26 protein-coding genes are annotated in these 23,789 nt (G+C 61.2%); all 26 read left to right on the top strand.

All coding sequences use genetic code 11. The features are described from left to right. Positions 1–11 precede the first annotated feature (11 nt). The 26 genes from ACZ445_RS21695 to ACZ445_RS21570 all read left to right on the top strand — a co-directional run bounded on the left by ACZ445_RS21695 (position 12) and on the right by ACZ445_RS21570 (position 23,433). Positions 12–356 (top strand): Hpt domain-containing protein, encoded by a 345-nt coding sequence (locus tag ACZ445_RS21695; protein WP_058424907.1) that lies wholly within the window; start codon positions 12–14, stop codon positions 354–356. An 842-nt stretch (positions 357–1,198) separates the two neighbouring features. Continuing rightward, a complete protein-coding gene (locus ACZ445_RS21690) occupies positions 1,199–2,539 on the top strand; it encodes a flagellar hook-length control protein FliK (RefSeq protein ID WP_464707547.1) in 1,341 nt (446 codons plus the stop codon). A gap of 209 nt (positions 2,540–2,748) precedes the next feature. Then, positions 2,749–3,249, top strand: a complete 501-nt coding sequence (fliL, locus tag ACZ445_RS21685) for a flagellar basal body-associated protein FliL (RefSeq protein ID WP_058427233.1) — start codon at positions 2,749–2,751, stop codon at positions 3,247–3,249. A gap of 9 nt (positions 3,250–3,258) precedes the next feature. Further along, positions 3,259–4,227: a flagellar motor switch protein FliM gene (gene fliM / locus ACZ445_RS21680; protein WP_027603859.1), complete on the top strand. Its 969-nt coding sequence runs from the start codon at positions 3,259–3,261 to the stop codon at positions 4,225–4,227. Between the two features lie 43 nt (positions 4,228–4,270). Further along, complete coding sequence (fliN, locus tag ACZ445_RS21675; RefSeq protein WP_179028671.1) at positions 4,271–4,738, top strand: flagellar motor switch protein FliN; 468 nt, start codon at positions 4,271–4,273, stop codon at positions 4,736–4,738. 1 nt (position 4,739) lies between these two features. After that, positions 4,740–5,183 carry a flagellar biosynthetic protein FliO gene (fliO, locus tag ACZ445_RS21670; protein WP_464707545.1) on the top strand — a complete coding sequence of 148 codons (444 nt, stop codon included), beginning with the start codon at positions 4,740–4,742 and terminating at the stop codon, positions 5,181–5,183. Then, the gene (gene fliP, locus ACZ445_RS21665) at positions 5,183–5,926 is read left to right on the top strand and encodes a flagellar type III secretion system pore protein FliP (RefSeq protein WP_016976565.1); all 744 of its coding nucleotides are present in this window, start codon (positions 5,183–5,185) and stop codon (positions 5,924–5,926) included. Before fliO ends, fliP begins: the two co-directional genes overlap by 1 nt. A gap of 4 nt (positions 5,927–5,930) precedes the next feature. After that, on the top strand, positions 5,931–6,200 hold the full coding sequence (fliQ, locus tag ACZ445_RS21660; protein ID WP_003175300.1) for a flagellar biosynthesis protein FliQ: 270 nt from the start codon (positions 5,931–5,933) through the stop codon (positions 6,198–6,200). Between the two features lie 4 nt (positions 6,201–6,204). Further along, the gene (gene fliR / locus ACZ445_RS21655; protein ID WP_058427230.1) at positions 6,205–6,990 is read left to right on the top strand and encodes a flagellar biosynthetic protein FliR; all 786 of its coding nucleotides are present in this window, start codon (positions 6,205–6,207) and stop codon (positions 6,988–6,990) included. A gap of 3 nt (positions 6,991–6,993) precedes the next feature. After that, a complete protein-coding gene (flhB, locus tag ACZ445_RS21650; RefSeq protein WP_058427229.1) occupies positions 6,994–8,130 on the top strand; it encodes a flagellar biosynthesis protein FlhB in 1,137 nt (378 codons plus the stop codon). 139 nt (positions 8,131–8,269) lie between these two features. Continuing rightward, a complete protein-coding gene (locus ACZ445_RS21645; protein ID WP_464704278.1) occupies positions 8,270–8,482 on the top strand; it encodes a cold-shock protein in 213 nt (70 codons plus the stop codon). Positions 8,483–8,500: 18 nt separating this feature from the next. Further along, entirely contained in the window at positions 8,501–8,707 is a 207-nt protein-coding gene (locus ACZ445_RS21640) for a cold-shock protein (RefSeq protein WP_179028673.1), read from the top strand. Positions 8,708–9,170: 463 nt separating this feature from the next. Continuing rightward, entirely contained in the window at positions 9,171–11,285 is a 2,115-nt protein-coding gene (gene flhA, locus ACZ445_RS21635) for a flagellar biosynthesis protein FlhA (RefSeq protein ID WP_205347727.1), read from the top strand. Between the two features lie 12 nt (positions 11,286–11,297). Further along, positions 11,298–12,614, top strand: coding sequence for a flagellar biosynthesis protein FlhF (flhF, locus tag ACZ445_RS21630; RefSeq protein WP_058427226.1), 1,317 nt, complete (start codon positions 11,298–11,300; stop codon positions 12,612–12,614). A 106-nt stretch (positions 12,615–12,720) separates the two neighbouring features. Beyond that, positions 12,721–13,554 carry a flagellar synthesis regulator FleN gene (gene fleN, locus ACZ445_RS21625; protein WP_003192912.1) on the top strand — a complete coding sequence of 278 codons (834 nt, stop codon included), beginning with the start codon at positions 12,721–12,723 and terminating at the stop codon, positions 13,552–13,554. Then, positions 13,551–14,291 carry an RNA polymerase sigma factor FliA gene (gene fliA, locus ACZ445_RS21620; protein WP_016976604.1) on the top strand — a complete coding sequence of 247 codons (741 nt, stop codon included), beginning with the start codon at positions 13,551–13,553 and terminating at the stop codon, positions 14,289–14,291. The genes fleN and fliA overlap by 4 nt, the downstream gene beginning before the upstream one ends. 169 nt (positions 14,292–14,460) lie before the next feature. After that, on the top strand, positions 14,461–14,835 hold the full coding sequence (locus ACZ445_RS21615; RefSeq protein WP_015885173.1) for a chemotaxis response regulator CheY: 375 nt from the start codon (positions 14,461–14,463) through the stop codon (positions 14,833–14,835). Positions 14,836–14,853: 18 nt separating this feature from the next. Then, on the top strand, positions 14,854–15,642 hold the full coding sequence (locus ACZ445_RS21610) for a protein phosphatase CheZ (RefSeq protein WP_058427225.1): 789 nt from the start codon (positions 14,854–14,856) through the stop codon (positions 15,640–15,642). An 11-nt stretch (positions 15,643–15,653) separates the two neighbouring features. After that, positions 15,654–17,873, top strand: coding sequence for a chemotaxis protein CheA (locus ACZ445_RS21605; protein ID WP_058427224.1), 2,220 nt, complete (start codon positions 15,654–15,656; stop codon positions 17,871–17,873). A gap of 48 nt (positions 17,874–17,921) precedes the next feature. Beyond that, on the top strand, positions 17,922–19,052 hold the full coding sequence (locus ACZ445_RS21600) for a protein-glutamate methylesterase/protein-glutamine glutaminase (protein WP_058427223.1): 1,131 nt from the start codon (positions 17,922–17,924) through the stop codon (positions 19,050–19,052). Next, positions 19,052–19,792: a flagellar motor protein gene (locus tag ACZ445_RS21595; RefSeq protein WP_033900785.1), complete on the top strand. Its 741-nt coding sequence runs from the start codon at positions 19,052–19,054 to the stop codon at positions 19,790–19,792. Before ACZ445_RS21600 ends, ACZ445_RS21595 begins: the two co-directional genes overlap by 1 nt. Positions 19,793–19,988: 196 nt before the next feature. After that, on the top strand, positions 19,989–20,876 hold the full coding sequence (gene motD / locus ACZ445_RS21590; RefSeq protein ID WP_058427221.1) for a flagellar motor protein MotD: 888 nt from the start codon (positions 19,989–19,991) through the stop codon (positions 20,874–20,876). A gap of 51 nt (positions 20,877–20,927) precedes the next feature. Beyond that, positions 20,928–21,716 (top strand): ParA family protein, encoded by a 789-nt coding sequence (locus ACZ445_RS21585; RefSeq protein ID WP_058427220.1) that lies wholly within the window; start codon positions 20,928–20,930, stop codon positions 21,714–21,716. Continuing rightward, on the top strand, positions 21,716–22,504 hold the full coding sequence (locus tag ACZ445_RS21580; RefSeq protein ID WP_058427219.1) for a CheW domain-containing protein: 789 nt from the start codon (positions 21,716–21,718) through the stop codon (positions 22,502–22,504). Before ACZ445_RS21585 ends, ACZ445_RS21580 begins: the two co-directional genes overlap by 1 nt. Before the next feature lie 53 nt (positions 22,505–22,557). Further along, a complete protein-coding gene (locus ACZ445_RS21575; RefSeq protein ID WP_010564003.1) occupies positions 22,558–23,040 on the top strand; it encodes a chemotaxis protein CheW in 483 nt (160 codons plus the stop codon). Next, on the top strand, positions 23,041–23,433 hold the full coding sequence (locus ACZ445_RS21570) for a DUF2802 domain-containing protein (RefSeq protein WP_058427218.1): 393 nt from the start codon (positions 23,041–23,043) through the stop codon (positions 23,431–23,433). Positions 23,434–23,789: the final 356 nt, after the last annotated feature.

Genomic DNA, 23,789 nt, shown 5'->3' with positions numbered 1-23,789 from the left:
GGAGCGAGCAAGTGGTTGATCTACATCTGGATCCGGAGGTGTTGTCGGGTTTGCAGGAAGTCATGGAAGGCGAGTATCCCAAGCTGCTTGATACCTTTCTCGATGACTCCCAGAAACGCGTCGAAGCGCTGCGCAAGGCCAGGGATGATGCGAAGGCGTTGGGGCGGATCGCGCATAGTTTCAAGGGGAGCAGTGGAAACCTGGGGGCGGTGCGGTTGGCGCAGTTGTGTCAACGGTTGGAGGTTGAGTCGGTTGAGTCCAATGCGGATCTTGGCTCGTTGGTGGATCAGATTGATCATGAGTTTGCGTTGGTGAGGCCGCTGTATGAGTCGGAGCGGCAGCGGTTTCAGGTTTGATTGAGTACATATCCGTTTTTTATGTAACGGCGGCTTATGGTTCCGCCCTTACGGCGGGTCACTTTTGGAAAGGCCCAAAAGTAACCAAAAGGCCTTCGCCCCAACACTCGGCACCTCGCCTAGGCTCGGTGTTCCCTCACTCCGGCTTGAATCCGTGGGCCGCCGCAATGGGCCATCCATGGCCCAGTGCGGCTAACCCGGCGTCCTGCCGGGTTGCCCACGGATTCAAGCCTGCGTTCGGCCAGCGTGTTTGACGGGGCGATCCCAGATCAAAAGCAAGAGCGCGGCGGCCTTAGAGCCGACCGGATTGTATGGCCGGTACTCGGTCAAAGTGTGGGAGGGGGCTTGCCCCCGATGGCAGTGGGTCAGTCACTGATGAGTTGGCTGACACACCGCCATCGGGGGCAAGCCCCCTCCCACAGTTTGATCTTCATGTATCAGTTGAAGGGTGGTTTGCTCTGGCTCTGGCTCTTGATCTGCTTTTGATTTTGATCTTAGGCGCCCCGTCAAACACGCTGGCCGGAATTCGGCTGGGATTTGGGGGGTAAATCGGCAGGGATGCCGGTTTAGCCGCCCCGCGCCATGGATGGCGCGTGGCGGCGGCCCCCCAAATCACTGTCGAATTACGGGCACACCGAGCCTAAGCGAGGTGCCGAGTGTTGGGGCAAGAGCCTTTTGGTTACTTTTGGGCTCTTTTCAAAAGTGACCCGCCGTAAGGGCGGAACCATAAGCCGCCGTTACCCAAATAATGGATATACACACAAAACCCAAAACCTGGCCCAACTCTTGCTCTACCTCCAGATACTGCATCCTCGACCCCCATGCAGTGGAGACCTTTACCTATGCCAGTCGCCCCCAATTCGCTCCTTCAGGCTGCCCCCGCGGCCAAGCCTCAAGCGCCCTCTGCCAACCCACCGGCAGCGGCTGCGGACCCACGGGACAAGGGCCCTGGCTTCGCTCAAGTGTTTGCCAGCCAGGCGTCCAAACCTTCGGTCAAAACCGACGACAGCTCGGCAAAACCCACCGCAGGCAAGTCGTCCGATGCCAGCGCCAAGCCTGCAGCGGGCAGCGACAAGCCTGCCGCCAGCACGCCAGCCGTTGCCGATAGCGGCAATACCTTGCCTGCCACGCCGCCGGCCAAAACCGACGACAGCGCCAGCAAGGATGACGACGCGTCAGCCGACCCGACCCTGGTGCAGCAACCTCCGGCTGACCCGGTGGTCGACCCGGCATTGATTGCCACCGTCACCCAGGTCGCCGTGCCGGTGCCGGTTGAAACACCCGCACCCGTTACCACCGCCAAGGATGACAAGGCCCAGCCAGTGGTTGCGGCGCCGGTCGCCACGACCGAGGAGGCCAAGCCGGCCTTCGATCCTGAAGCAGACCCCCTGGATGCCATGCCAGCCGTACGCCTGGCGATGGAGCAGGGCGGTCACGTATCGGCCAGCAGCCAGGCGCAGGTAAAAACCGCTCCGGCACCGACTCAGGATCAACCCACCGCCGCACAGAATTTCGCCGCCGGCCTGGCCAATATGGTCGACCAGCAAGCCACCAAGGACAGCACCGACCAGGGCGGCGACAAGGCCTTCAGCGGGTTGATCGAAGACGGTCTCAAAGACCTGAAGAACGCCAGCAGCGACACCCGTGTCGATGACTTCGCCAACCGCCTCGCCGCGTTGACCCAGGCGGCCACGCCGAAAACCGCCAACGCCTTGCCACCGGTGACCAATGCGCCATTGGCCATGCACCAGAGTGGCTGGACCGACGAAATCGTCAACCGGGTGATGTACCTGTCCAGCGCCAACCTGAAGTCGGCGGAGATCCAGTTGCAACCCGCTGAGCTCGGTCGCCTGGATATCAAGGTCAACATGACCGCCGACCAACAGGCCCAGGTCAACTTCATGAGCGCCCACCCGGTGGTACGTGAAGCGCTGGAAAGCCAGTCCGGCCGCTTGCGGGAGATGTTTGCCCAGCAGGGCATGGGCCAGGTGGACGTCAACGTGTCGGACCAGTCCCGTGGCCAGGAACAGCAGCAACAACAGGCCCAGACCCGCGGCGTGGGCGGTAGCGGCGGGCGCGGTGGCGATAACGGCGACAGCGGCAACTCCATTGATGTGGCTGAAGCCGTGACGCCGGTAACATCTACCGTGATCGGCTCCAGTGCCGTCGACTACTACGCCTGATCCGGACGAAATGTGGGAGGGGGCTTGCCCCCGATGAGGGGGTGTCAGCTGAAACATGGGTGACTGATACACCGCTATCGGGGGCGAGCCCCCTCCCACATTTGATTTTTGGTGTCCTCTCTTCCCAAATGACCAGACAACTCTGGCATAACACTTGCTCTTGCCTTTCCGTAGATCTATGAATTCCCGAATAGTGACGGATTATTGGCATGGCGAAGAGCGACGACGCAGCAAAAGCACCCGCAGGCAAAGGCAAGCTCAAGCTTATCCTGTTGATAGTCCTGGGCTTGCTCCTGGCTATCGGCGCCTCGGTGGGTGGCACCTGGTACATCATGCACAGCAGTGCCAGCAAGCCGGCACCCGCCGCCGAAACCGCCACTAACGTCAAGCAACCGGCAATCTTCGAGCCGATGCTTCCGGCCTTTGTCGCCAACTTCAATCAGAACGGTCGTCAACGCTACCTGCAGGTGAGCATCACCTTGCTGGCGCGTAACGCTGCGGACCTGGACGCCCTCAAGGTGCACATGCCCGTGATCCGCAACAACCTCGTCATGCTGTTCTCCAGCCAGAGCTTCGACACACTCGCCACCCCGGTGGGCCAGGAAATGCTGCGCCAGAAGGTCACGGCCAGCGTGCAGGAAGTGGCCCAGAAGGAGCTCGGCAAAGTCGTGGTCGAGCAGGCGCTCTTCACTAACTTCGTATTGCAGTAGGATCACGACATGGCCGTGCAAGACCTGCTGTCCCAGGATGAAATCGATGCGCTGTTGCATGGCGTCGACGATGGTCTGGTACAGACCGAAATGGCTGCCGAGCCCGGCAGCGTCAAAAGTTATGACCTTACCAGCCAGGATCGTATCGTCCGCGGACGCATGCCGACCCTGGAGATGATCAACGAACGTTTCGCCCGTTACACCCGCATCAGCATGTTCAACATGCTGCGTCGTTCGGCGGACGTGGCGGTGGGCGGCGTGCAGGTGATGAAGTTCGGCGAATACGTGCACTCGCTGTACGTGCCCACCAGCCTCAACCTGGTCAAGATCAAGCCACTGCGCGGCACCGCGCTGTTCATCCTCGACGCCAAGCTGGTGTTCAAGCTGGTGGACAACTTCTTCGGCGGTGACGGCCGCCACGCCAAGATCGAAGGCCGGGAGTTCACCCCCACCGAGTTGCGGGTGGTGCGCATGGTGCTGGAGCAAGCCTTCATTGACTTGAAGGAAGCCTGGCAGGCGATCATGGAAGTCAACTTCGAATACATCAACTCCGAAGTGAACCCGGCCATGGCCAACATCGTCGGCCCCAGCGAAGCCATTGTGGTGTCGACCTTCCACATCGAACTCGATGGCGGTGGCGGCGACCTGCACGTGACCATGCCGTACTCGATGATCGAGCCGGTGCGCGAAATGCTCGACGCCGGTTTCCAATCCGACCTGGACGACCAGGACGAACGCTGGGTCAAGGCCCTGCGCGAAGATTTGCTGGATGTCGACGTGCCGCTGAGTGCCACCGTGGCCCGTCGCCAATTGCGCCTGCGCGATATTTTGCATATGCAGCCGGGGGACATTATCCCGGTCGAACTGCCGGATGAAATGATCATGCGCGCCAACGGCGTGCCGTCATTCAAGGTCAAGCTCGGTTCCCACAAGGGCAACCTGGCGCTGCAGGTGGTCGAGCCGATCAACCGCCGCTGATTCACCCCCTATTTATGAATGTTTGCTCCGCCGAGGACATGTAATGGCTACCGAACACGAAAACACTTCCGCCGAAGACCAGGCCCTGGCTGACGAATGGGCGGCAGCCCTGGAAGAGACCGGCGATGCTGGCCAGGACGATATCGATGCGCTGCTGGCCGCTGACGCCGCCACCGCACCGGCCGGCAACCGCCTGCCCATGGAAGAGTTCGGCAGCGTGCCGAAAAACAACGAGCCGGTGTCCCTCGATGGCCCGAACCTGGATGTGATCCTCGATATTCCGGTGTCGATTTCCATGGAAGTCGGCAGCACCGAAATCAACATCCGCAACCTGCTGCAACTCAACCAGGGTTCGGTGATCGAGCTTGACCGCCTGGCCGGCGAGCCGCTGGATGTGCTGGTCAACGGCACCCTGATCGCCCACGGCGAAGTGGTGGTGGTCAACGAAAAGTTCGGCATCCGCCTGACCGACGTGATCAGCCCGAGCGAACGCATCAAGAAGTTGCGCTGATATGAAGTATTCGATGGCGGGACTGTTTCTGGCGCTGCCATTGAGCGCCCTCGCGGCTGAGCCGGCCGCGCAAGCGACGGCGGTAGCCGCACCGGTGGTGAGCAGCGGCATCGGCGGGCAATTGACCCAGTTGGTGCTGGGCCTGTTGCTGGTGGTCGGGCTGATTTTCGTGCTGGCCTGGCTGATGCGCCGCGTGCAGCGCGTAGGTCCGGGCAACGGCCAGGTGATCGAGATGATCGGTTCGCGCGCCCTCGGCCCGCGGGATCGGCTGGTGCTGGTGCAGGTGGGTGAAGAGCAGATCCTGCTGGGTATCACCCCTGGCCGCATCGCCCCGTTGCACGTGCTCAAGACCCCGGTGAACGTGGATCAGAGCCAGTCCGCCACGCCAGAATTCGCCCAGCGCCTGATGGAGTTGCTGGGCAAGGATCAGAAGGATAAGAAGTAATGCGCGTTTTATTGACGCTCATGCTGTTGCTGGCCGCGCCATTGGCGTTCGGCGCCGATCCGTTGTCGATCCCGGCCATTACGCTGGGGACCAACGCGGCGGGCGCGCAGGAGTATTCGGTCAGCCTGCAGATCCTGCTGATCATGACCGCGCTGAGCTTTATCCCGGCGTTCGTCATGCTGATGACCAGCTTCACGCGGATCATCATCGTGTTCTCGATCCTGCGCCAGGCCCTGGGCCTGCAGCAGACGCCGTCGAACCAGATCCTCACCGGCATGGCCTTGTTCCTGACGCTGTTCATCATGGCGCCGGTGTTCGACAAGGTGAACCAGCAAGCCCTGCAGCCTTACCTGGCGGAGAAAATGACCGCCCAGGACGCGATCGACAAGGCCCAAGGCCCGATCAAGGATTTCATGCTGTCGCAGACCCGCTCCAGCGACCTTGAGCTGTTCATGCGCTTGTCCAAGCGCACCGACATCGCCACCCCGGACCAGGCGCCGTTGACCATCCTGGTGCCGGCGTTCGTCACGTCCGAGTTGAAGACCGCGTTCCAGATCGGCTTCATGATCTTTATCCCGTTCCTGATCATCGACCTGGTGGTGGCGAGCGTGCTGATGGCCATGGGGATGATGATGCTGTCGCCACTGATCATCTCGCTGCCGTTCAAGATCATGCTGTTTGTGCTGGTGGACGGCTGGGCGCTGATTATCGGCACCCTGGCCGGCAGTTTCGGCGGGGTATAGCGCGATGACGCCAGAAGTAGCCGTCGACCTGTTCCGTGAAGCGCTGTGGCTGACCACCATGATGGTCGCCGTGCTGGTGGTGCCGAGCCTGTTGGTGGGCCTGCTGGTGGCGATGTTCCAGGCGGCGACCCAGATCAACGAACAGACCTTGAGCTTCCTGCCGCGCCTGCTGGTGATGCTGGTCACCCTGATCGTCGCCGGCCCGTGGCTGGTGCAGACCTTCATGGAATACATCCTGCAGTTGTACGGCAGTATTCCGCAGTTGATCGGCTGACCCGATGCAGTCCTTGCTGGCGTTGACCGACACCCAGATCAGCACTTGGGTGGCGTCCTTCATCCTGCCGTTGTTCCGAGTGACGGCCATGCTCATGGCCATGCCGGTGTTCGGCACCACACTCGTACCGCGCCGCGTACGCCTGTACTTTGCGGTGGCGATTACCGTGGTGATCGTGCCCGGGTTGCCGCCGATGCCGCCAGTCAACGCCATCGACCTCAGTGCGCTGCTGTTGATTGCCGAGCAGATCCTGATCGGCGCGCTGATGGGATTTTCCCTCACGCTGTTTTTCCAGGCCTTTGTGATCGCCGGGCAAATCATCTCGATCCAGATGGGCATGGGCTTCGCCTCCATGGTCGACCCTACCAACGGTGTGTCGGCGGCGGTGATCGGGCAATTCCTGACCATGCTGGTGACCTTGCTGTTCCTGGCCATGAACGGCCATCTGGTGGCGTTCGAGGTGATGACCGAAAGCTTCACCACCTTGCCGGTGGGTTCGGGGCTGGTGGTCAATCACTTCTGGGAGATCGTCGGGCGGCTCGGCTGGGTGTTGGGCGCTTCGCTGTTGCTGGTGCTGCCGGCGATCACCGCGTTGCTGGTGGTGAACATCGCGTTTGGCGTGATGACCCGTGCGGCGCCGCAGCTGAACATTTTCTCGATTGGTTTCCCGTTGACCCTGGTGTTGGGCATGGGGATTTTCTGGATCGGCCTGGCCGACATTCTCAATCAGTATCAACCGCTGGCGACCGACGCCCTGCAGTTCTTACGTGATCTGGCACGGGCGCGCTGAGTCATGGCCGAGAGCGAGAGTGGTCAGGACAAAACAGAAGACCCCACGGAGAAACGTAAAAAGGACTCCAGGGAAAAGGGCGAGATTGCCCGCTCCAAGGAGCTCAATACCGTCGCCACCATGATGGCCGGCGCCGGCGCGTTGCTGATCTACGGCGGCGGCCTGGCGCTGGACCTGATGGAGTTGATGAAACACAACTTCGCTTTGCCTCGCGAGGTGCTGCTCAATCCTGATGCCATGGGCCAGTACCTGCTGCACTCGGGCAAGATCGCGATCCTGGCGGTGCAGCCGATCCTGATCACCTTGCTGCTTGCCGCACTGATCGGCCCGGTCGCCCTCGGCGGCTGGCTGTTCGCCGCCAGTAGCATGGCGCCCAAGTTCAGCCGCATGAACCCTGGCGCCGGGCTCAAGCGCATGTTCTCCACCAAGGCCCTGGTGGAGCTGCTCAAGGCGTTGGCCAAGTTCATCCTGATCCTGTTCGTGGCGTTGATGGTGTTGTCGTCCGACATCGACGACCTGCTGCGCATCGCCCATGAACCGCTGGAGTCGGCGATCATCCACAGCGTGCAGGTGGTGGGCTGGAGCGCACTGTGGATGGCGGCCGGGTTGATCATCATCGCGGCAGTGGATGCGCCGATCCAGCTGTGGGAAAGCCACAAGAAATTGCTGATGACCAAGCAGGAAGTGCGCGACGAGCACAAGGACCAAGAGGGGCGCCCCGAGGTCAAGCAGCGTATTCGCCAACTGCAGCGCGAGATGTCCCAGCGCAAGATGATGGCCTCGGTGCCCGACGCCGATGTGGTTATCACCAACCCGACCCACTACGCCGTGGCCCTCAAGTACGACCCGGAGAAAGGCGGCGCGCCGATGCTGCTGGCCAAGGGCAGCGACTTTACCGCCTTGAAGATCCGCGAAATTGCGGTGGCCAACGACATCCTGCTGCTGGAATCGCCGGAGCTGGCGCGGTCGATCTTCTATTCCACCGACCTCGACCAGGAAATCCCCGCCGGGCTGTACCTGGCCGTGGCCCAGGTGCTGGCGTATGTCTATCAGATTCGCCAGTACCGCGCGGGCAAGGGCAAGCGGCCCGATCCGCTCAAGGATCTGCCGATTCCGCCGGACCTGCGCCGCGATTCCTGACACCGGGTCGCCCTCCCTACCACTCGTCGATAACTGGCGTCTACCTGTCAAACTTCACAGTAGCCAGGCAGCGTTGCTCGCGGTTCTATTGCCCTAAGTACTGCGCGCAGGCTGTAAACGAGATGCAGGGAGAGTGGTTTTGAATCGGGTTATCAGAGGCATCGTCACATCCTATGACCAGGCAACTGGAAAGGGTTTGATTGTCGTGGGCGGCGAGGCCGTTCCGGTGGATCTCATTGGTTCGTGGGGCGTCCGGCTTGCAGTGGGTGTGCAGGTGGCGTTTCAGAAGATCCATCGACCTGACGGTGTCTTTGCGTGTGATGTCAGAGTCATCCAGCAAGTCCTCAAGTGAGATGTCAGGAGAACGGTCATGGCAACAGGCACGGTGAAGTGGTTTAACGCGGAAAAGGGGTTTGGGTTTATCAAGCCGGACGATGGCAGCCCCGACGTATTCGTTCATTATTCGAAAATTCAGAGCGACGGATACAAGACCCTTGGAGAAGAAAACAAGGTGGCGTTCGATGTGGAGCAGGGGGAAAAAGGCCCACAGGCGGTGAACGTACGAGTGGTGGTGTGAACGCTTCTGTCATTTTTCAAAAAAACATCGTAAACCTGTCAATTATGACAGTAGATCTTCTGGTTGTTCGTACGCTTAGATAAAGGGGTGTTGCTGCACAAGGGGTGCGGTGACGTGAATGATTAAAGGAGAGCCATCATGGCATCAGGAACCGTTAGTGTATCTGACACAAATCAACTCTATGCCGTTATCACCCCCGATGAAGGAGGGGGCGATCTGACTGTATATAAACAAACACTCATAGATGCTGGGCTGACGGATCTAAGACCGGGGGAGAGAGTGTACTTTGACGTTCATGACGGCCAAGTTACGCGTATCAGACGCGCTTAGGTAATAGAAATCTTCACCGGTATTCCTCTTAAGCAAAAGTTGGAAGGCTTCTTGCAATACCGCCTTCAGGACGCCCAACTGCGTCAAAACTTTGCTTCAAAGGACACGAGGAATACTGGTGGATCGCTCTCAAATGCTCGGCACGGCGCGCAGCACCCTGACTGACCTCTCGCGGGGCAATCTGGGTGTGCCGTTGTTGTTGCTGGTGATGCTGGCAATGATGATGTTGCCGATGCCGCCGTTCCTGCTCGACGTGTTCTTTACCTTCAACATTGCCCTGTCCGTCGTGGTGCTGCTGGTCTGCGTGTATGCCCTGCGGCCGCTGGATTTTGCGGTATTCCCGACCATCCTGCTGGTGGCCACCTTGCTGCGCCTGGCGCTGAACGTGGCGTCCACCCGCGTGGTGATGCTCCACGGTCAGGACGGCCATGCCGCCGCCGGTAAGGTGATCCAGGCCTTCGGCGAGGTGGTGATTGGCGGTAACTACGTGGTCGGTATCGTGGTGTTCGCGATCCTGATGATCATCAACTTCGTGGTGGTGACCAAGGGCGCCGGGCGGATTTCCGAGGTGAGCGCACGGTTTACCCTTGACGCCATGCCCGGCAAACAAATGGCCATCGACGCCGACCTCAACGCCGGCCTGATCGACCAGAACCAGGCCAAGACTCGCCGCTTGGAAGTGGCCCAGGAAGCCGAGTTCTACGGTTCCATGGACGGTGCCAGCAAATTCGTGCGCGGTGACGCCATTGCCGGCCTGCTGATCCTGTTCATCAACCTCATCGGCGGCATGGCCGTCGGTATCTTCCAGCACGGCATGACCTTCGGCGATGCGGGCAAGGTGTACGCCTTGCTGACCATCGGTGACGGTTTAGTGGCGCAATTGCCATCACTGTTGTTATCCACAGCAGCGGCGATCATGGTGACTCGTGCGTCGGGCTCCGAGGACATGGGCAAGCAGATCAGCCGGCAGATGTTTGCCTCGCCCAAGGCCCTGGCCGTGGCGGCGGGCATCATGGCGATCATGGGCATCGTGCCGGGCATGCCCCACGTATCGTTCCTGAGCATGGCGGCCATGGCGGCGGGTGCTGCCTACCTGTTCTGGAAAAAGCAGAATGCGGTCAAGGTCCAGGCCCAGCAGGAGATTGCACGCCAGCAGGAACTGCTGCCATCCCCGGCCCGCGCCCAGGAAACCAAGGAGCTGGGCTGGGATGACGTGACCCCGATCGACATGATCGGCCTGGAAGTGGGCTACCGCCTCATCCCGCTGGTGGACCGCAACCAGGGCGGCCAGCTGCTCGCGCGGATCAAGGGCGTGCGCAAGAAGCTGTCCCAGGACCTGGGCTTCCTGATGCCCACCGTGCATATCCGCGACAACCTGGACCTGGCGCCCAGCGCCTACCGCCTGACCCTGATGGGCGTGATCCTGGCCGAAGCCGAGATCTACCCGGACCGCGAACTCGCGATCAACCCGGGGCAGGTGTTCGGCAGTCTCAACGGCATTACCGCCAAAGATCCGGCTTTTGGCCTGGACGCGGTGTGGATCGAAATCAGCCAGCGCAGCCAGGCGCAGTCCCTGGGTTACACGGTGGTGGACGCCAGCACCGTGGTCGCCACCCACCTCAACCAGATCCTCTACAAGCACTCCCATGAGCTGATCGGCCACGAAGAAGTCCAGCAATTGATGGGGTTGCTTGGCAAAGCCTCGCCAAAACTCGCCGAAGAGCTGGTGCCGGGCATCCTGTCGCTGTCGCAGCTGCTCAAGGTGTTGCAGGCGCTGCTGGCCGAACAGGTGCCGGTACGCGACATTCGCAGCATTGCCGAGGCTATCGCCAACAATGCCGCCAAGAGTCAAGATACTGCCGCCCTGGTGGCCGCGGTGCGCGTCGGATTGTCGCGCGCAATCGTGCAAAGCATTGTAGGGCTTGACTCCGAGCTGCCTGTGATCACCTTGGAACCCAGGTTGGAACAAATATTGCTCAATAGTATTCAGAAGGCAGGACAAGGCCAGGAAGAGGGCGTTCTGCTGGAGCCAAGCATGGCTGAGAAGCTGCAGCGTTCGTTGATCGACGCCGCGCAGCGCCAGGAAATGCAAGGCCAACCGGTGATCCTGCTGGTGGCAGGCCCGGTCCGAGCGATGTTGTCGCGGTTTGGACGCCTGGCAGTACCGAATTTGCACGTTTTGGCTTATCAGGAAATTCCTGACAACAAGCAAGTGACTATCGTCGCGACAGTAGGGCCCAACGGCTGAGGGTAGTGGGTTATGCAAGTGAAGCGTTTTTTCGCCGCCGATATGCGTCAGGCCATGAAACTGGTTCGTGATGAGCTGGGCGCCGACGCCGCGATTATCGGAAACCGTCGTATTGCCGGCGGTGTCGAGCTGACGGCTGCCCTGGATTACACACCTTCGGCCCTGGCGCCGCGCGTACCGAACATGGAGCTCGAAGACGAGCTGCGCAAGACCGCTTCGCGCATTGTTTCGGCCCAGGCCGAACTGAGCATGCGTGGCGACAGCGATGCCAGCACCAATCGCCAGTTGTTCGCCGGCCTGCCGTTGACCGCTGCCGAGCCGCTGGTGGAGCCGACCTTCAAAGAGCCGCCGCGTCCTGCTGCGCCAGCCCCGGCAGCGGCGGTTGACCAGCGGGTGTTCGATTCAATGCGCTTTGAACTCAACGGTTTGCGTGAGCTGCTCGAAGTGCAGTTGGGCTCGCTGGCCTGGAACCAGTTGCAAGGCAGCAAGCCGCAACAGGCCAATCTGTGGCGACGCCTGCAACGCATCGGCCTGTCCGGCCCGTTGTCCCGCGACCTGCTGGCCCTGACCACCGAAATCGAAGAGCCTCGCCAGGCCTGGCGCATGTTGCTGGCCCATCTGGCGCGGATGATCGTCACCCCGGAGATCGAACCCCTGGAAGAGGGCGGTGTGATCGCCATGGTCGGCCCCGCCGGCATGGGCAAAACCACCACCCTGGCCAAGCTGGCGGCGCGTTACGTGCTCAAGTACGGCGCGCAGAATATCGCGCTGGTGAGCATGGACAGCTACCGTATCGGTGCCCAGGAACAGCTCAAGACCCTGGGCCGCATTCTCAATGTGTCGGTGACCCATGTCGACCCGGGCCAGTCCCTGGCCAATGCCCTCGACCCGCTGCTGCGCAAGCGCGTGGTGCTGATCGACACCGCCGGCCTGCAAGCCAGCGACCCGGCCTTGCGCATGCAGTTGGAAAGCCTGGCCGGGCGTGGCATCAAATCGAAAAATTACCTGGTGCTTGCAACCACCAGCCAGAAACAGGTTCTTACCGCTGCGTATCATAGTTACAAGCGCTGCGGCCTGGCCGGTTGCATCCTCACCAAGCTCGACGAAACCGCGAGCCTGGGCGAGGTGTTGAGCCTGGCCATCAGTCATGAGTTGCCGGTCGCCTACCTGACCGACGGGCCGCGGATTCCGGATGATCTGCATCTGCCGCGCCGTCATCAGTTGGTCAGCCGTGCAGTCAGCGTGCAAATGCAAGACGAGCCTAGCGAGGAAGCGATGGCCGATATGTTCGCCGACCTCTACCACAACCCGGCGAAGCGGGTAGGTTGAGGACGGTATGAACACCGTGAAATGTATCTACATCGATGGTCTGCAAGCGATTCACGCGGCCAAGCCATGTAGCCTGCGTCTAAGCAAGACAAGGTAAAGAAATAAAATGGGCAGCATGCATCCCGTACAGGTGATCGCGGTGACCGGCGGCAAAGGTGGCGTCGGGAAAACTAACGTGTCAGTGAATTTGTCCCTGGCCCTGGCAGAGCTTGGCCGTCGCGTCATGCTGCTGGATGCTGACCTGGGGTTGGCGAACGTCGACGTTCTGCTGGGGCTGACGCCCAAACATACCCTTGCCGATGTGATCGAGGGCCGCTGTGAGCTGCGCGATGTGCTGCTGCAGGGGCCTGGTGGCATCCGCATCGTCCCGGCCGCCTCCGGCACCCAGAGCATGGTGCACCTGAGTCCGGCGCAGCATGCCGGGCTGATCCAGGCGTTCAGTGACATCGGCGACAACCTCGACGTGCTGGTGATCGACACCGCCGCCGGGATCGGCGAGTCCGTGGTCAGCTTTGTGCGCGCTGCGCAGGAAGTGTTGCTGGTGGTCTGCGATGAACCCACCTCGATCACCGACGCCTACGCCCTGATCAAACTGCTTAACCGTGACTACGGCATGAACCGCTTCCGCGTGCTGGCCAACATGGCCCAGAGCCCGCAGGAAGGGCGCAACCTGTTCGCCAAGTTGACCAAGGTCACGGATCGTTTCCTCGATGTCGCCTTACAATACGTCGGCGCAGTTCCCTACGACGAGTGTGTGCGCAAGGCTGTGCAAAAGCAGCGTGCAGTCTACGAAGCATTCCCTCGTTCCAAGTGTGCACTGGCGTTCAAGGCTATTGCCCAGAAGGTCGATACCTGGCCGTTGCCCGCCAACCCCCGGGGGCATCTGGAGTTTTTCGTCGAGCGATTGGTGCACCAGACGAGCGCAGGACCCGTGCTATGACAGCGACCGGCTACAACGCGTATAAGAAATCTGCCCGTGACAGCCAGGGTGAATTGATCGAGCGCTACGCGCCCCTGGTCAAGCGCATTGCCTATCACCTGCTGGCACGCCTGCCCGCCAGCGTGCAGGTCGAAGACCTGATCCAGGCGGGTATGATCGGTCTGCTCGAAGTGTCGACCAAATACGACGCGAGCAAGGGGGCGAGTTTCGAGACGTATGCGGGCATCCGCATCCGTGGCGCGATGCTCGATGAAGTGCGCAAAGGTGACTGGGCGCCGCGTTCGGTACACCGCAACACACGCATGGTCAGTGACGCAATTCGCGCAATTGAAGCAAAAACCGGTCGCGACGCTAAAGATCACGAAGTTGCGGCCGAACTCCAATTGAGTCTCGACGATTACTACGGGATTTTGAACGATACCTTGGGCAGCCGCCTGTTCAGTTTCGACGACCTGTTGCAGGACGGCGAACATGAAGGGCTGCACGAGGACGGCGCGAGTGCTCATATGGAGCCATCGCGTGACCTGGAAGATGAGCGTTTCCAGGGAGCGTTGGCGGACGCGATTGCCAATTTGCCGGAGCGTGAGCGGCTGGTGTTGGCGCTGTACTACGACGAAGAGCTGAACCTCAAGGAAATCGGTGAGGTCCTGGGTGTCAGCGAATCGCGGGTCAGCCAGTTGCACAGCCAGTGCGCAGCCCGCTTGCGGGGGCGTTTGGGAGAGTGGCGAGCGCGCTGAACAGGCAGTGTGGGGACACTGCAGACGATACCGCGAGGGCAACCGGCCTTCGCGGGTTCGACCCGTGGTGCCCCCGGCAGTCCTTTTTGTGTAATGCCTGTTGATTGAAATGGCGCGTCCAGGTGCTGGGCGCGTTTAAGACTGCTTGGAGGTCGAATTGGACAAGAACATGAAAATCCTCATCGTTGATGACTTCTCAACGATGCGGCGGATCATAAAAAACCTGTTGCGTGACCTTGGGTTCACAAACACGGTCGAGGCGGATGACGGCATTACGGCCATTCCGATCCTCAACAGCGGGAGCATCGACTTTCTGGTAACAGACTGGAACATGCCGGGCATGACCGGTATCGACTTGCTGCGCCACGTGCGCGCTGACGAAAAGCTGCGCAGCCTGCCTGTGCTGATGGTCACCGCCGAAGCCAAGCGTGAGCAGATCATCGAAGCCGCCCAGGCCGGGGTCAACGGTTACGTGGTCAAGCCATTCACGGCATTGGCCTTGAAAGAGAAGATCGAAAAAATCTTCGAACGCATCCACGGCTAATGCCATCGCGGGGGAGCTATGGAGCATAAAGAAACGTCACAGGGAGACTTCGAGTCGACCCTGAAAAAGCATGCTCACCAGTTGGTCGACAGCCTTGAAAGAGGCCAGTTCGGCGACGCGGTGCAGTTAATCCATGAGCTCAACCAGACCCGTGACCGCGGCCTGTATCAGGAAGTGGGCAAGCTCACACGCGAGCTGCACAGTGCGATCGTCAATTTCCAGATTGACCCGCACATGCCCCAGGCCGAAGAAATCTCGCAAATCACCGATGCCACCGAACGCCTGTCCTATGTGGTCAGGCTGACTGAGGCGGCGGCCAACCGCACCATGGACCTGGTGGAAAACGCCACGCCCCTGGTCAACGGCATGGCCACTGAAGCCCAGGCCCTGAGCCACGACTGGGGCCGCTTCATGCGCCGGGAAGTGGGGGCCGAGGAGTTTCGCGAGTTGGCGCGTCGGGTCGACGGTTTTCTGTCACGCAGCGAGCAGGAAAACCGTACGGTTTCCAGCAACCTCAACGACATTCTGCTGGCCCAGGATTACCAGGACCTCACCGGTCAGGTGATCAAGCGTGTGACCCAGTTGGTCACCGAAGTGGAAAGCAACTTGCTCAAATTGGTGCTTATGGCAGGCCAGGTTGACCGTTTCGCCGGCATCGAACATGACCGCGAAGCGATCCTCTCGGAAAAAGATCCACAAAAACATCTCGCCAAGGGTGAAGGTCCGCAGATTCATGCCGATAAACGTGAAGACGTTGTATCGGGTCAAGATGATGTCGATGACCTGTTATCCAGTTTAGGCTTCTAAGGAGCACCCACATGAGCTTCGGCGCCGATGAAGAAATCCTTCAGGATTTCCTTGTAGAGGCCGGCGAAATTTTAGAGCAGTTGTCCGAGCAACTGGTCGAGCTGGAAAGCCGACCGGATGATGCGAACCTGCTCAATGCAATTTTTCGCGGTTTTCACACTGTAAAAGGGGGCGCCGGCTTCCTCCAGCTCCATGAGCTGGTGGAGTGCTGCCACATCGCCGAGAACGTGTTCGACATCCTGCGCAAGGGTGAGCGTCACGTTGATTCGGAGTTGATGGACGTGATTCTCGAAGCACTGGATGCGGTCAACGGCATGTTCAGCGAGGTGCGTGAGCGTGCCCCGATCACGGCGGCTACCCCGGAACTGCTGGCCGCCCTGGCGCGCTATGCGGAGCCTGCCGACACGTCGGCCGCACCGATGGTTGAAGCCGCACCGGAGCCTGTGGTTGAGGCCGAGCCGGATGTGACCGACAGCGAGTTCGAACAGCTGCTCAACTCCCTCAGTGCCGTCAAGGCCGAGGCGGAGGCACCGGCTGCGCCGGTCGCTGCACCGACCAGCGAAGACATCACCGACGCCGAGTTCGAATCGCTGCTCGACCAGTTGCATGGCAAAGGCCAGTTCGCGGCCGACGCCGTGGCACCTGCTGCTGCCGCTGCGGATGCACCGGCGGCCAGCGCCAGCACCGACATTACCGACGATGAATTCGAGGCATTGCTCGACCAACTGCATGGCAAGGGCACCTTCGCGGCCGACGCCTTGCCGGAAGTCGCCGCCACGGCTGCGGCACCGGCTGCTGCCAGCGCCGCTCCTGCGGGCGATGGGCTGATCTCCGATCACGAGTTCGAATCCCTGCTGGACGAGTTGCACGGCAAGGGCAAGTTCAGCGAAGTGGCCCCGGCCGCTGCGGTGGCGACCGCTGCGCCGGTCGCCGCCAAAGCCGCTGCACCAGCGCCGGCCGCCAAACCTGCACCGGCTGCCAAGCCAGCACCGGCCCCGGCCGCCGCACCTGCTCCGGCACGTGCTGCCGCCGCGCCGGCAGCCGAGAAGCCTGCCAGTGAAGCCGAAACCACCGTGCGGGTTGATACCGCGCGCCTGGACGACATCATGAACATGGTCGGCGAACTGGTACTGGTGCGTAACCGCCTGGTGCGCCTGGGCCTGAGCAGTGGCGATGAAGCCATGCAAAAGGCCGTGTCGAACCTCGACGTGGTCACCGCCGACCTGCAGACCGCCGTGATGAAAACGCGGATGCAGCCGATCAAGAAAGTCTTCGGCCGTTTCCCGCGCCTGGTTCGCGACCTGGCGCGTCAGCTGAAGAAAGAAATCAACCTGGAACTGGTGGGCGAAGAAACCGACCTCGACAAGAACCTGGTCGAGGCCCTGGCCGACCCGCTGGTCCACTTGGTGCGCAACGCCGTCGACCACGGCGTGGAAACCCCGGAAGAACGCGAAGCCTCGGGCAAGTCCCGTGGCGGCAAGGTGATCCTGGCGGCGGAGCAAGAGGGCGACCATATCCTGCTGTCGATCACTGACGACGGCAAAGGCATGGACCCGACCATATTGCGCAACATCGCGGTCAAGCGCGGCGTGATGGACAAGGACGCCGCCGACCGCCTGACCGACACCGAGTGCTACAACCTGATCTTCGCCCCGGGTTTCTCGACCAAGACCGAGATTTCCGACGTGTCCGGCCGTGGCGTCGGCATGGACGTGGTGAAGACCAAGATCAGCCAGCTCAACGGCTCGATCAACATCTACTCGACCAAGGGCCAGGGCTCCAAGATCGTCATCAAGGTGCCGTTGACCCTGGCGATCATGCCGACCCTGATGGTGATGCTGGGCAACCAGGCGTTCGCCTTCCCGCTGGTCAACGTCAACGAGATCTTCCACCTCGACCTGTCGCGCACCAACGTGGTGGACGGCCAGGAAGTGGTGATCGTGCGCGACAAGGCGTTGCCCCTGTTCTACCTCAAGCGCTGGCTGGTGGCCTCGGCTGCCCATGAAGAACAGCGCGAAGGCCATGTGGTGATTCTGTCCGTGGGCACCCAGCGCATCGGCTTTGTCGTCGATCAACTGGTTGGCCAGGAAGAAGTGGTCATCAAGCCTTTGGGCAAAATGCTGCAGGGAACCCCGGGCATGTCGGGTGCGACCATCACCGGTGACGGTCGGATCGCGCTGATTCTCGATGTTCCGAGCATGCTCAAGCGTTACGCCGCTCGGCGTATTTGATTCTGGTGGGGCAGGGCGGTAGTGCCCGCCCCGCCTAACGGAGTGTTTATGGCAGTCAAGGTCCTGGTGGTGGACGATTCGGGTTTCTTCCGCCGCCGCGTCTCGGAAATTCTTTCCGCCGATCCAACGATCCAGGTGGTCGGCACGGCCACCAACGGCAAAGAGGCGATTGATCAAGCCATTGCGTTGAAACCGGACGTGATCACCATGGACTACGAGATGCCGATGATGGATGGCATCACGGCAGTCCGGCACATCATGCAACGCTGCCCGACCCCGGTCCTGATGTTTTCCTCGCTGACGCACGAAGGCGCCCGGGTCACCCTGGATGCGCTGGACGCTGGCGCGGTGGACTTCCTGCCGAAGAATTTCGAAGACATCTCGCGCAACCCCGAGAAGGTCAAGCAGATGCTGTGCGAGAAGGTGCACAGCATTTCGCGCAGTAACCGTCGTAGCTTGTTCAGCACGCCTGCTCCAACCGCTGCGCCAGCACCGGCTCCCGCTGCACCGACGTCGTCGTTTGCGCGCCCGGCGCCTGCGCCAGTGGCACGGCCTGCAGTGGCACCCGCTCGCACGACGGCGCCTGCGGCGTCGCATTCGCCCGCACCCAAGCGCAAGGCCTACAAGCTGGTCGCCATCGGCACCTCCACGGGTGGCCCGGTTGCGCTGCAACGCGTATTGACCCAATTGCCGGCCAACTTCCCGGCGCCGATCGTGTTGATCCAGCACATGCCGGCGGCGTTCACCAAGGCGTTCGCCGAGCGCCTGGACAAGCTGTGCCGCATCAGCGTCAAGGAAGCCGAGGATGGTGACATCCTGCGCCCTGGCCTGGCGCTGCTGGCCCCCGGTGGCAAGCAGATGATGGTCGACGGCCGTGGCGCGATCAAAATCCTGCCGGGCGACGAACGCCTCAACTACAAGCCGTGCGTGGACATCACCTTCGGTTCGGCAGCCAAGTCCTACGGTGACAAAGTTCTGGCGGTGGTGCTCACCGGCATGGGCGCCGACGGCCGTGAAGGTGCGCGCCTGCTCAAGCAGGGCGGCAGTGCCATCTGGGCCCAGGACGAGGCCAGCTGCGTGATCTATGGCATGCCCATGGCCATCGTCAAGGCGGACCTGGCCGACGCCGTCTACAGCCTGGACGACATCGGCAAGCATCTGGTGGAGGCCTGCCTCTGATGGATGTACTGAGCCTGATCGGCATCATCATGGCGTTTGTCGCGATCATCGGCGGCAACTACCTCGAGGGCGGGCACCTCGGCGCCCTGGCCAACGGCCCGGCGGCGCTGATCGTGATCGGCGGCACCGTGGGCGCGGCGTTGTTGCAATCGCCCATGAGCTCGTTCAAGCGCGCCATGCAGATTCTGATATGGATCATTTTCCCGCCACGCGTGGACCTGCCCGGTGGCATCGACCGCGTGGTCAACTGGAGCCTCACCGCGCGCAAGGAAGGCCTGCTGGGCCTGGAAGGCGTGGCCGATGCCGAGCCCGACAGCTACGCGCGCAAAGGCTTGCAATTGCTGGTGGACGGTGCTGAACCGGAAGCGATCCGCAGCATCCTGGAAGTGGATTTCTACACCCAGGAAAGCCGCGACATCAACGCCGCCAAAGTCTACGAAAGCATGGGCGGCTACGCGCCGACCATCGGCATCATCGGTGCGGTGATGGGCCTGATCCACGTGATGGGCAACCTCGCCGACCCTTCGCAACTGGGCAGCGGGATTGCCGTGGCGTTTGTCGCGACCATCTACGGCGTGGCCAGTGCCAACCTGGTGCTGTTGCCGGTGGCGAGCAAACTCAAGTCGATTGCCATGCGCCAGTCGCGTTATCGCGAGATGCTGCTTGAAGGCATCCTGTCGATCGCCGAGGGCGAGAACCCGCGTTCCATCGAATTGAAGCTCCAGGGCTTCATGGATTGATGACCATGAGTATCTACTTGTGGCGAGCGAGCTTGCTCGCGTTGGGGCGCGAAGCGGCCCTGATCCAGGCACCGCGTTTTTTCAGAAAGATTGCGGTGCCTGGTTTTGGGGCTGCTCCGCAGCCCAACGCGAGCAAGCTCGCTCGCCACAATGAACCGGTTGGCAGTGAGTACTGTGTGCAGGGAGGTAATTGCCTGTGAGCCGTCGCCGTCGCGAGCCTGAAGAGCACGTCAACCACGAGCGGTGGCTGGTGTCCTATGCGGACTTCATCACCCTGCTGTTCGCGTTTTTCGTGGTGATGTACTCCATCTCGTCGATCAACGAAGGCAAGTACAAAGTCATTTCCCAGGCGCTGATCGGCGTGTTCAACGACGCCGACCGTGCGCTCAAGCCGATTCCGATTGGTGAAGAGCGGCCCAAGACCGTGACCCCGGCCAAGCCGCTGGTGAACGACAGCGATGAAACCGCTGCCGGCGTGGGCGGCACCAGCGACCCGCTGAAAAGCATCGCCGACGACATCAGCGCGGCGTTTGGCGACCTGATCAGCTCCAACCAGATGACGGTGCGCGGCAATGAGCTGTGGGTGGAGATCGAACTCAATTCCAGCCTGCTGTTCGCCAGTGCCGATGCGTTGCCCAGTGACCAGGCGTTCACCATCATCGACAAGGTGGCGGCGATCCTCAAGCCATTTGAAAACCCGATCCATGTCGAAGGTTTCACCGACAATTTCCCGATCAGCACTGCGCAGTACCCGACCAACTGGGAGCTGTCCTCGGCCCGCGCTTCAAGCATCGTGCGCATGCTGGCGATGCAGGGCGTGAACCCTGGTCGCCTGGCGTCCGTAGGCTACGGTGAGTTCCAGCCGGTGGCCAATAACGCCACGGCGGAAGGGCGCGCGCGTAACCGTCGGGTGGTGCTGGTGGTGTCGCGCAACCTGGATGTGCGCCGCAGCCTGACCGGCACCGGCACCGCCAATGCAACACCGGATGCGGCCTTGAAGCGGGCTGGCACACAAACTGCACCGGCCTCGGTAAAACCGCCGGTTCGACAGAGTGCCGTCAATTCTCCGTCGCCGGCTCAATAACCCTATGCAATGTCTCGGTCGCGCCTGTGCCTGCCGGGAGGAACCAACCGAATGAGAGTCTGGGCAGTTGCCAATCAAAAAGGTGGAGTCGGCAAGACCACCACCTCCATCGCCTTAGCCGGTTTGCTGGCCGAGGCGGGCAAGCGTGTGGTCGTGGTGGACCTGGACCCGCACGGCTCCATGACCAGCTATTTCGGCTACGACCCGGATGTGCTGGAACACAGCAACTACGACTTGTTCCTGCACAAGGGCAGTGTGCCGGCCGATCTGCCGGGGCAACTGCTGTTGCCCACCAGCAATGAAAGCATTTCCCTGCTGCCGTCCAGCACCGCCCTGGCGACCCTGGAGCGCCAGTCGCCGGGGCAGAGCGGCCTGGGCCTGGTGATCGCCAAGACCCTGGCGCAACTGTGGCAGGACTTCGACTACGCGATCATCGACAGCCCGCCTTTGCTTGGCGTGCTGATGGTCAACGCCTTGGCGGCCAGCCAGCAACTGGTGATCCCGGTGCAGACCGAACACCTGGCCGTCAAAGGCCTGGAGCGCATGGTCAGCACCCTGGCGATGATCAACCGTTCACGCAAACAGGCGCTGCCGTTCAGCATCGTGCCGACCCTGTTCGACCGCCGCACCCAGGCGTCCCTCGGCACCCTGCGCGTATTGCGCGATGCCTACCCGGACACCATCTGGAACGGCTATATCCCGGTGGACACACGCTTGCGTGACGCCAGCCGCGCCGGCCTGGCGCCGTCGCAGTTCGACGCGAAAAGCCGTGGCGTGCTGGCCTACCGCGCGTTGCTCAAACACCTGCTGTCACAGCAGCTTGTGGCGCAGGTGGCGTGATGAACCGTCCCGTCGAACTCAAGACCCGGCCGCAACTGGCGCTGGAATCCTACCTGGATGCCCTGCTGCAGGACGCGACCGAGGAAGCCCTGCCGGAACCGATCCTGGTACTGGAGCCTGCCGTTGTAGAACCGGAAAGCACGCTGGATGAATTCCAGCTGGCCGTCCTGGAAGAACAGGCCCGCGATGCGCAGATTGCGCCTGTCGTCGTGCCGATTGCTCCGGTGGTGATTGCCCCCGTGGTGGTCGAGCCGGTGGTGGAAGTGCACCTGCCGCCGAGCATCACGCCGCCGCCGGTCACCGGTGATGATCGCCCGAGCTGGGCCGCCGAGCCATTCGAATGTCTATTGTTCGACGTCGCTGGCTTGACCCTGGCGGTGCCGCTGGTGTGCCTTGGCTCGATCTATTCCCTGGAAGGCCAGGAACTGACGCCGCTGTTCGGGCAACCGGAGTGGTTCCTTGGCATCCTGCCGAGCCAGGCCGGCAACCTGAAGGTGCTGGATACCGCGCGTTGGGTCATGCCCGACCGCTACCGCGACGACTTCCGCCAGGGCTTGCAATACGTGATCTCGGTGCAGGGCTACGAGTGGGGGCTGGCGGTGCATCAAGTCAGCCGCTCGTTGCGCCTGGACCCCAACGAAATCAAATGGCGCAGCCACCGGGGCCAACGGCCTTGGCTGGCGGGCACCGTGATCGAACACATGTGCGCGTTGCTCGACGTCGCCGAACTGGCCGAGTTGATCGCCAGTGGCGCGGTCAAAACGATGCCGGTTACTAAACGCAGTTGATTGAACAATAAGGTCCACGCTGGTGCGTGGCCAATCTTGAAGGGGTCAGGGGTATGAATAAGTCAGCGTCCGCACAAGGTTTGGATGATCCGATCCTGCAATGGGTGACCTTCAAACTGGACAACGAGTCCTATGGCATTAACGTGATGCGCGTGCAGGAAGTGCTGCGCTACACCGAGATCGCGCCGGTACCGGGTGCGCCGAGCTACGTGCTGGGCATCATCAACCTGCGCGGCAACGTGGTGACGGTGATCGACACCCGCCAACGTTTCGGCCTGGTACCGACCGAGGTCAACGACAACACGCGTATCGTCATCATCGAAGCCGACAAGCAAGTGGTCGGGATCATGGTCGACAGCGTGGCCGAAGTGGTCTACCTGCGCCAATCGGAAGTGGAAACCGCGCCGAACGTGGGTAACGAAGAATCCGCCAAGTTCATCCAAGGCGTGTGCAACAAAAACGGCGAGCTGCTGATTCTGGTTGAGCTGGACAAGATGATGAGCGAAGAAGAGTGGTCGGAACTGGAGAGCATCTGATTGTTCCTTGAGGCCGCGGTGATTGTCCTGGCCCTGTTGTGGGCCGGGACCCTGGCATTCCTGTTGCGCTATGTGCGTCAGCAGCGCGAATTGTTGTTGCAGCAGGCTGAGCGTGATGCGGTGCGTGATCGGCGGGTGCTGGAATTGGTGAAGCGGGTTGATCACTTTCAGCAGAGTGCCGTGAAGGTCGGGGACGAGGTGCATGAGTTGCGCGCGATTCTTGCGCCGTTGCCGGATAAGCTGGCGCAGATTGAGCAGCGCGATCCTTCGAGTCTTTCGTTTGCGCAGGCGGCGAAGTTGGTGGGGATGGGGGCTACGGTGGATGAGCTGACTCAGTCGTGTGGGTTGACGCAGGCTGAGGCGCAGTTGATGAGTAAGTTGCATAAGAGTTGATCGAGTACATATCCGTTGCTTCGGTAACGGCTACTTATGGTTCCGCTCTTACAGCGGGTCACTTTTGGAAAAGAGCGCCAAAAGTAACCAAAAACGCTTCGCCCCAACACTCGGCACCTCGCCTAGGCTCGGTGTTCCCTCACTCCGGCCAGCGTGTTTGACGGGGCGATCCCAGATCAAAAGCAAGAGCGCGGCGGCCTTAGCAGGCCGTTGAAAAATTCAGTCCTATCTCCCCCAACCCGCCAAGCTTGAGATTTTTCAGCCTCTCAAGCCTGGCGTCGACCTTTATCCCGCCTCAATCAGCGGGTGTTTTGCCAATTCCAGCGCAAATATTTGCCTGTGGACGATTTCTGGGC

This window comes from Pseudomonas allii, from assembly GCF_055380095.1.
This window is presented reverse-complemented; position numbering and strand designations above follow the sequence as displayed.

Excerpts from the sequence above, each read along its gene's own strand:
- ACZ445_RS21690 (WP_464707547.1), top strand. The coding sequence starts at position 1,199 with ATGCCAGTCGCCCCCAATTCGCTCCTTCAGGCTGCCCCCGCGGCCAAG.
- fliL (WP_058427233.1), top strand. The coding sequence starts at position 2,749 with ATGGCGAAGAGCGACGACGCAGCAAAAGCACCCGCAGGCAAAGGCAAG.
- fliM (WP_027603859.1), top strand. The coding sequence starts at position 3,259 with ATGGCCGTGCAAGACCTGCTGTCCCAGGATGAAATCGATGCGCTGTTG.
- fliN (WP_179028671.1), top strand. The coding sequence starts at position 4,271 with ATGGCTACCGAACACGAAAACACTTCCGCCGAAGACCAGGCCCTGGCT.
- fliO (WP_464707545.1), top strand. The coding sequence starts at position 4,740 with ATGAAGTATTCGATGGCGGGACTGTTTCTGGCGCTGCCATTGAGCGCC.
- fliP (WP_016976565.1), top strand. The coding sequence starts at position 5,183 with ATGCGCGTTTTATTGACGCTCATGCTGTTGCTGGCCGCGCCATTGGCG.
- fliQ (WP_003175300.1), top strand. The coding sequence starts at position 5,931 with ATGACGCCAGAAGTAGCCGTCGACCTGTTCCGTGAAGCGCTGTGGCTG.
- fliR (WP_058427230.1), top strand. The coding sequence starts at position 6,205 with ATGCAGTCCTTGCTGGCGTTGACCGACACCCAGATCAGCACTTGGGTG.
- flhB (WP_058427229.1), top strand. The coding sequence starts at position 6,994 with ATGGCCGAGAGCGAGAGTGGTCAGGACAAAACAGAAGACCCCACGGAG.
- ACZ445_RS21640 (WP_179028673.1), top strand. The coding sequence starts at position 8,501 with ATGGCAACAGGCACGGTGAAGTGGTTTAACGCGGAAAAGGGGTTTGGG.
- flhA (WP_205347727.1), top strand. The coding sequence starts at position 9,171 with ATGCTCGGCACGGCGCGCAGCACCCTGACTGACCTCTCGCGGGGCAAT.
- flhF (WP_058427226.1), top strand. The coding sequence starts at position 11,298 with ATGCAAGTGAAGCGTTTTTTCGCCGCCGATATGCGTCAGGCCATGAAA.
- fleN (WP_003192912.1), top strand. The coding sequence starts at position 12,721 with ATGGGCAGCATGCATCCCGTACAGGTGATCGCGGTGACCGGCGGCAAA.
- fliA (WP_016976604.1), top strand. The coding sequence starts at position 13,551 with ATGACAGCGACCGGCTACAACGCGTATAAGAAATCTGCCCGTGACAGC.
- ACZ445_RS21615 (WP_015885173.1), top strand. The coding sequence starts at position 14,461 with ATGAAAATCCTCATCGTTGATGACTTCTCAACGATGCGGCGGATCATA.
- ACZ445_RS21610 (WP_058427225.1), top strand. The coding sequence starts at position 14,854 with ATGGAGCATAAAGAAACGTCACAGGGAGACTTCGAGTCGACCCTGAAA.
- ACZ445_RS21605 (WP_058427224.1), top strand. The coding sequence starts at position 15,654 with ATGAGCTTCGGCGCCGATGAAGAAATCCTTCAGGATTTCCTTGTAGAG.
- ACZ445_RS21600 (WP_058427223.1), top strand. The coding sequence starts at position 17,922 with ATGGCAGTCAAGGTCCTGGTGGTGGACGATTCGGGTTTCTTCCGCCGC.
- ACZ445_RS21595 (WP_033900785.1), top strand. The coding sequence starts at position 19,052 with ATGGATGTACTGAGCCTGATCGGCATCATCATGGCGTTTGTCGCGATC.
- ACZ445_RS21585 (WP_058427220.1), top strand. The coding sequence starts at position 20,928 with ATGAGAGTCTGGGCAGTTGCCAATCAAAAAGGTGGAGTCGGCAAGACC.
- ACZ445_RS21580 (WP_058427219.1), top strand. The coding sequence starts at position 21,716 with ATGAACCGTCCCGTCGAACTCAAGACCCGGCCGCAACTGGCGCTGGAA.
- ACZ445_RS21575 (WP_010564003.1), top strand. The coding sequence starts at position 22,558 with ATGAATAAGTCAGCGTCCGCACAAGGTTTGGATGATCCGATCCTGCAA.